We start from the raw sequence: 5,139 nt of genomic DNA, 5'->3' as shown, positions 1-5,139 counted from the left end.
TCAAGCGGCTTCTCTTCGGGGACGCCGCGATTGAGAGCGCCGAGGTCGCGGGCGAGATTGCCGCCGGCCAGGTCGCGGGCAAGGCCGCGGCGATTGCCGTCCTGGAGCAGCTCGACAAGCGGGGCGACAAGTGAAGCTCGGCGCGCTCGTGCTGGCGGTGCTCGTCGCTTCACCTGCGGCGGGCTCGGAGGTCGTCAGCGTCGAGCGCGCTCAGCTCTTTCCGGATGGAGGTACGGCAGCCGTCGAGGTGGAGGGCGGCTGCTGGCTGTCCGAGGCGCGCTGCATCCGCACGGCTGCCGAGCTGGAGCGCCTCCGGGCTGAGAATGCTTCCTTGCGCGAGCACGCGGGCGACGTGTCCCTCACCGTTGCCGTGGTGGCGCTGGTGCTCGGACTCGGAGCCGGGTTCGCCGTCGCGAAGCTTGCGAGGTGAATAGGGGTGACTGCGGAATCGGCGCGGTTGGTCTGGGACCTCGCTACGCCGTGACGCTGCGATGAACACCGCAGTCACCCGGGACGACTTATGCACAAAACGACTTGTGGGTGTAAAGAGACCTCTGGCCCTCTTTCGCGGGGCCTTCGCTACTCCAACGGCATCCTTTGCTTGACGGGCTACTACGCATTTCGCGGCAGTGGCGGCTGTCGGGTTTGATAGGGTCGCGGGCTTCGGAGAGTTCGCATTGCTTCGACCCGTTGCCCTCCTTCCCCTTCTGCTGGGCGTCACCGCTTCAGCACAACCCGTCCCCGCCGCACGTGAGCGACAGGACCGGCGCGTCGTGCTGTCAAACGGTGCCGCTCCTGTCCCGGAGCTGCGCGTCGCGGCAGGGGTCGCAACGCTCCTTCTCTTTGATGCCCCGCTGGACAGGGGCTCGGTGGAAATGGAAGGGCGCGAGCGATTCCGGCTGGTGGACGTCGGCGAGCGCGTTCTTGCGTTGGAACCTGCCGCCGACCTGGGGACGGGTGAACGTCTTGGGCTTCGTATCCGGTTCGCCAATGGTGCCGCTCAGGGGCAAGGCATCTTCGTCCTAGTCTCCCATCCAACGGAGGTCGATGCCCGCGTGGAGGTCTTCCAACAACAGGACTCCGTCGAGCTGCTTCGGGCGGAGCTGGTGGAGGCACGCGCTCAGCTCAAGGCGCAGGTCGAGGAGCTTCATACGTTCCGAACACTCCGGGACGCAGGGGGACCCACTGGCCTGATCATGACCGGCGCATTGGACTTCAGCGGCGTGCAGGGGAGTCGCGTCAAGGTCGTGCGGCAAAAAGGGCATGGCAAGTTCCTTGTGGCTGATGATGTGACAAGCTTTCGGGCCTCGACATGGGCGGCAATGAGCGTCGAGGTTCGGAACACTGGACGCCCTCCTTGGGCTCCAACTACCGCTCGCATCGTGAACTCCAAGAGTGGGATTGGCGTAGCCGTGAGAAGCATCCGCTCGGCGTTGCCTCGGATTGCGTCGGGAGAGTCGGGGATGGTTGTCGTCGAGACTGAAGTGCCCCCATGGGCACCGGGCGAAATGTGCTTCCTTGAGTTGAGCGAGGGGGAAGGCGCCTCGCAGGTGCTCGTTCCGGGAATTCCCTTCTGATGGATGCGCCATGCTGACACTCCTCCATCCTCCTGCGCAGTTCCCCCCCGGCCATGTGATTCACGGTTGGCGCATCGTGAAGCTGGTGGGCGCTGGTGCCTACGGTGCCGTCTACAAAGTGGAGATGAACGGCAAGCACTACGCGATGAAGGTTGCGCTGCATCGCGCGACGAGTGGGGATGCCGAGAAGTCGGACGCGCGACTCAAGCGCGAGCTGGGGTGCCTGGTTCATCTTGAGCACCCCAACATCATTGCGCTTCGTGCTCTTGGACGATGGCCCGATTTCGAGACGGGCTGGCGCTACGTCATCCTCGACTTCGTCGAAGGCTTCACCTTGGCCGAATGGGTGGAGCGGGTTCACCCGACCGCGCAGGAAGTCGCGCGCCTCTTTGTGAAGCTGGCCGGTGCCGTGGACCACATGCACGGTCGCGGTGTCTTCCATCGCGACTTGAAGCTGAACAACATCATGGTGCGCGCCTCGGACAACGAGCCGTTCATCATCGATTTCAGCGCGGGTGACTACTCGCACGCGGAAGACCTCACGGACGCGCCATTGCCGCCCGGCACGCGTCGCTATCGCTCGCCCGAAGCGACGCGCTTCTTCCGCGACAACGAGGACGACCGTGCCGCCCGCTATGAGTTCAAAGTCACCGATGACGTCTACGCTCTCGGGGTGTGCCTCTTCGACGTTCTGACCGCGCCCCAGCCGGCCAGCGACTTCCCGAGGACACCCGTCGAGGGCAGGGCGATGCCGCCAGACGCCCGCGTGTTGAACGAGCGGGTGCCCGGCCCGTTGAGCGATGCTGTGATGCGCTTCATCGCGCGCAAGCCCGAGAACCGGCCCCCGTCGGCGGAGGCAGTGCGGCGCGAGCTGGCCGCCATCGCGAACGAGTCAGGCGAGGAGTGGGTGACGCCGCTGCACACCCTCGCCCCCAAGCCGATTCTCACCCCTTCGACCGGCACGGATGCCCCCAAGCCGGCCCGCTCGCGTCGCGGGCTGCTCGTGGGGGCCCTGGGCGCCGCGATGGCCGTCGCGGCCCTGGTGGGGTTCTTCGTGTCGACGTCCGCCGAGAAGACTCCAAGCGGGAGGGATTCCACCGAGTCCACCGCGCCACAGACACCAGGAGCTGGTGCCCCGTTGAACGCACTGTCCCCGCAGGAGGATGCAGGTATGTCCCAGGGTGACGCTGTCGCATCTCCTCCGCTTGAATCATCATCGCCTGGGGTAGCGTTGCCCCCTCAAGCTCCCGTCCAGAAGGAAAGCCCCGCCGTGAAGCGTGCCCCTATCGTCGCCAGTTCGTCCGAGTCTCCGGCCGTGAAGGCCCCTTCATCCAGTGGCGGCCGGGCGGAGTTCCTCAAGAAGTGCGCGGTCGCCACTGCCGCCGTCGCGTTGCAGATGGGTTGCCCGAGCAGTTCCCAGGTTCGCCCTGGCCCCAGCGAATGCCCGGAAGAGGCACGAGAGGCCATGTTTGAGGTGCTTCGCAGTCCCGATGGGATTCGCAGCCCAGTTGGGGATTCGGTTGTGGTCACCATCGATGCGAATCAACCCGGCCCTATGGGCGGCGAAGGGGGCGTCTACTCCAGTGGGCCTGTGCGCGGCATCGTTCGCAAAGGACAACGCGCCATCCCAACCGGAACCGTGCTCCGTGGGCGACTGTGGGTCGGTGAGAGGTCGCTTCTTGCTCGCTACACCGAAGCGACACTGCCGGACGGACGCACCTATCCGGTGTGCATTGCGATTGGTGAGAATGGGGCGGAGGAAGCCGATCCGGGCCCCAGGGACGGAACCGTCGAGTTCAACCGCAGCATGTATGGGTATCTTGTAAAAGAGTGGCCCTGATGTCCCTCCTGTAAGGGCTCTTTACATTTTGGCAAACGGGCTTCGCGAAGTTCGCGACCTATAGCGTCGTTCACGTCGGACGTGACTGGGCGTACCTTCCGTTTGCCTTCGCAGGGGGTGCTTTCCGCGAGGGCTTACCGGAGACCCATTCATGTCTGACGATTCCGCCCCTCCCTTCAAGGAGGGTGTGATCCTCTTTTCCCAAGGGGACACGCAGTATTTCCTCTTTCAGATTCTCGGCGAGGGCCGCAATGGGGAGCGAATCCTCTATGCGCAGCCTCACACACCTGCCGGCATCCAGGGCAAGGTGCTGGTGAAGTACGTGCCACGCCCCAGCGGTGACGTGCTTCCAGAGAGATACCGGCTCGCCCGCATCCGCCTGGAAGAAGAAGTCCGGCTGGCGCGCTTCCTCCAGCATCCGAACATCGCGCACGTTCACGGCCTCTTCGAAATCAATCACGGCCTCTGTTTGGTGAGCGAAAGCGTAGGGGGCTTCACGCTGGATTCGTTGCTTGCCATGGCGCAGGCGCGCGGGCGCTACTTCTCCGAATCCTTCTGCCTCTACGTCTTCGCGGAGGTCGCGTCGGCTCTCGCCTACGCTCACTCGCGAGCGGACGACGCGGGTATTCCTCTGCACATCGTCAACCGCGACGTGAACCCCTCTCGGATTCGGCTCATGCCCCGAGGCGGGGTGATGCTGACGGACTTCGGTGTGGCCCTGTCGCGGATGGCCGGGCGAGTCGCGACGTCGCTCCCGCGCCCCAAGGGGGATGTCATCTACTCCGCCCCGGAGCTGTTGCTTGGGGAGGCCGTGGACGGGCGCGCGGACCTGTTCTCCCTGGGCCTGACGCTGCTGGAGTTCGCCACGGGCCGCCACCTCTACGACCCCGGCACCCTGATGATGGGCGACCTGGACAGGCGCATGACCTCGGATGAGCGTCGACGGCTGTTGGCCGCCACGGAATTCAGCATCGACGCAGGTATGTCCTCCGTCGCAGAGGACGCCATTCACTGGGCCATGGCATTCCGCCCGGATGACGTCGAACTCGCGTTGCTGGGCTTGTCGGAGTCGCTGTGCTCCATTCTGCGCAAGCTGTTGCAGCGCAGGCAGGGAGAACGCTTCGAGACAGCCACCGAGTTGGAAGTTGCCCTGCGCTCACGGCTGGCTGCGCTGGGCCCGTACGCCCCCGCCGATGCCGTGAAGGAAGTGGAACGGGCACTCTCGGATGCAGGGGACGCGATGGAAGAGCTGAACCTCATGGACGACGAGGGCGGCTTCATTCCGGCGGATTGGCGCGCGTACTCGGAAGACGTCGAGACCCAGCCCGAAGCGCGAAACGAAGACGAGCTGACGACGAACCCGCGCCCCGTGCGCCGCTGGACCTCGAAGTTGCCGACCGCGTAACGGCGGCCCCCCTTTCCCCTCACCACTGCTGATTCACCACCGGCGCGGCGCGAGTCGCTCAAGCCGACCGGGAGACGTGTGTCTTTCGTGCCTCATACCGGGGCACGCACAGGAGGCGTGTATGCGCAGGAAGCGAAGCTGCCTTGCCGTGCTGTTGTTGCTGCTGTCTGGAGTGTCCTGGGCGGAGGACGTCCAAGAGCCGCAGTTGCCGGAACCGATAGAGGAAGCGCCGCAGGAGAACGGCAAGGACGAGCGGTGGACGAACCTGTTTCGCGTCGAGGCTACGACGTGGACGCTGTTGCCCCGCGAGGGCCAGG

At 65.1% G+C, this 5,139-nt stretch carries 4 protein-coding genes and 1 pseudogene; all 5 read left to right on the top strand.

Annotated elements, in window-relative coordinates:
- The first annotated feature begins 130 nt into the window (after positions 1–130).
- On the top strand, positions 131–430 hold the full coding sequence (locus LZ198_RS42410; protein ID WP_253977870.1) for a hypothetical protein: 300 nt from the start codon (positions 131–133) through the stop codon (positions 428–430).
- 199 nt (positions 431–629) lie between these two features.
- Complete coding sequence (locus LZ198_RS42405) at positions 630–1,577, top strand: DUF2381 family protein (protein WP_253977869.1); 948 nt, start codon at positions 630–632, stop codon at positions 1,575–1,577.
- A 10-nt stretch (positions 1,578–1,587) separates the two neighbouring features.
- Entirely contained in the window at positions 1,588–3,417 is a 1,830-nt protein-coding gene (locus tag LZ198_RS42400; protein WP_253977868.1) for a serine/threonine protein kinase, read from the top strand.
- Between the two features lie 151 nt (positions 3,418–3,568).
- On the top strand, positions 3,569–4,822 hold the full coding sequence (locus tag LZ198_RS42395) for a serine/threonine protein kinase (protein ID WP_253977867.1): 1,254 nt from the start codon (positions 3,569–3,571) through the stop codon (positions 4,820–4,822).
- Between the two features lie 121 nt (positions 4,823–4,943).
- A pseudogene (locus tag LZ198_RS42390) lies at positions 4,944–5,139 on the top strand (hypothetical protein); the annotation flags it as partial.

This window comes from Myxococcus dinghuensis (assembly GCF_024198235.1).
Classification (GTDB): domain Bacteria; phylum Myxococcota; class Myxococcia; order Myxococcales; family Myxococcaceae; genus Myxococcus; species Myxococcus dinghuensis.
Note: the sequence above shows the minus strand (reverse complement) of the source record. Positions and strands in the feature narration are given on the sequence as shown.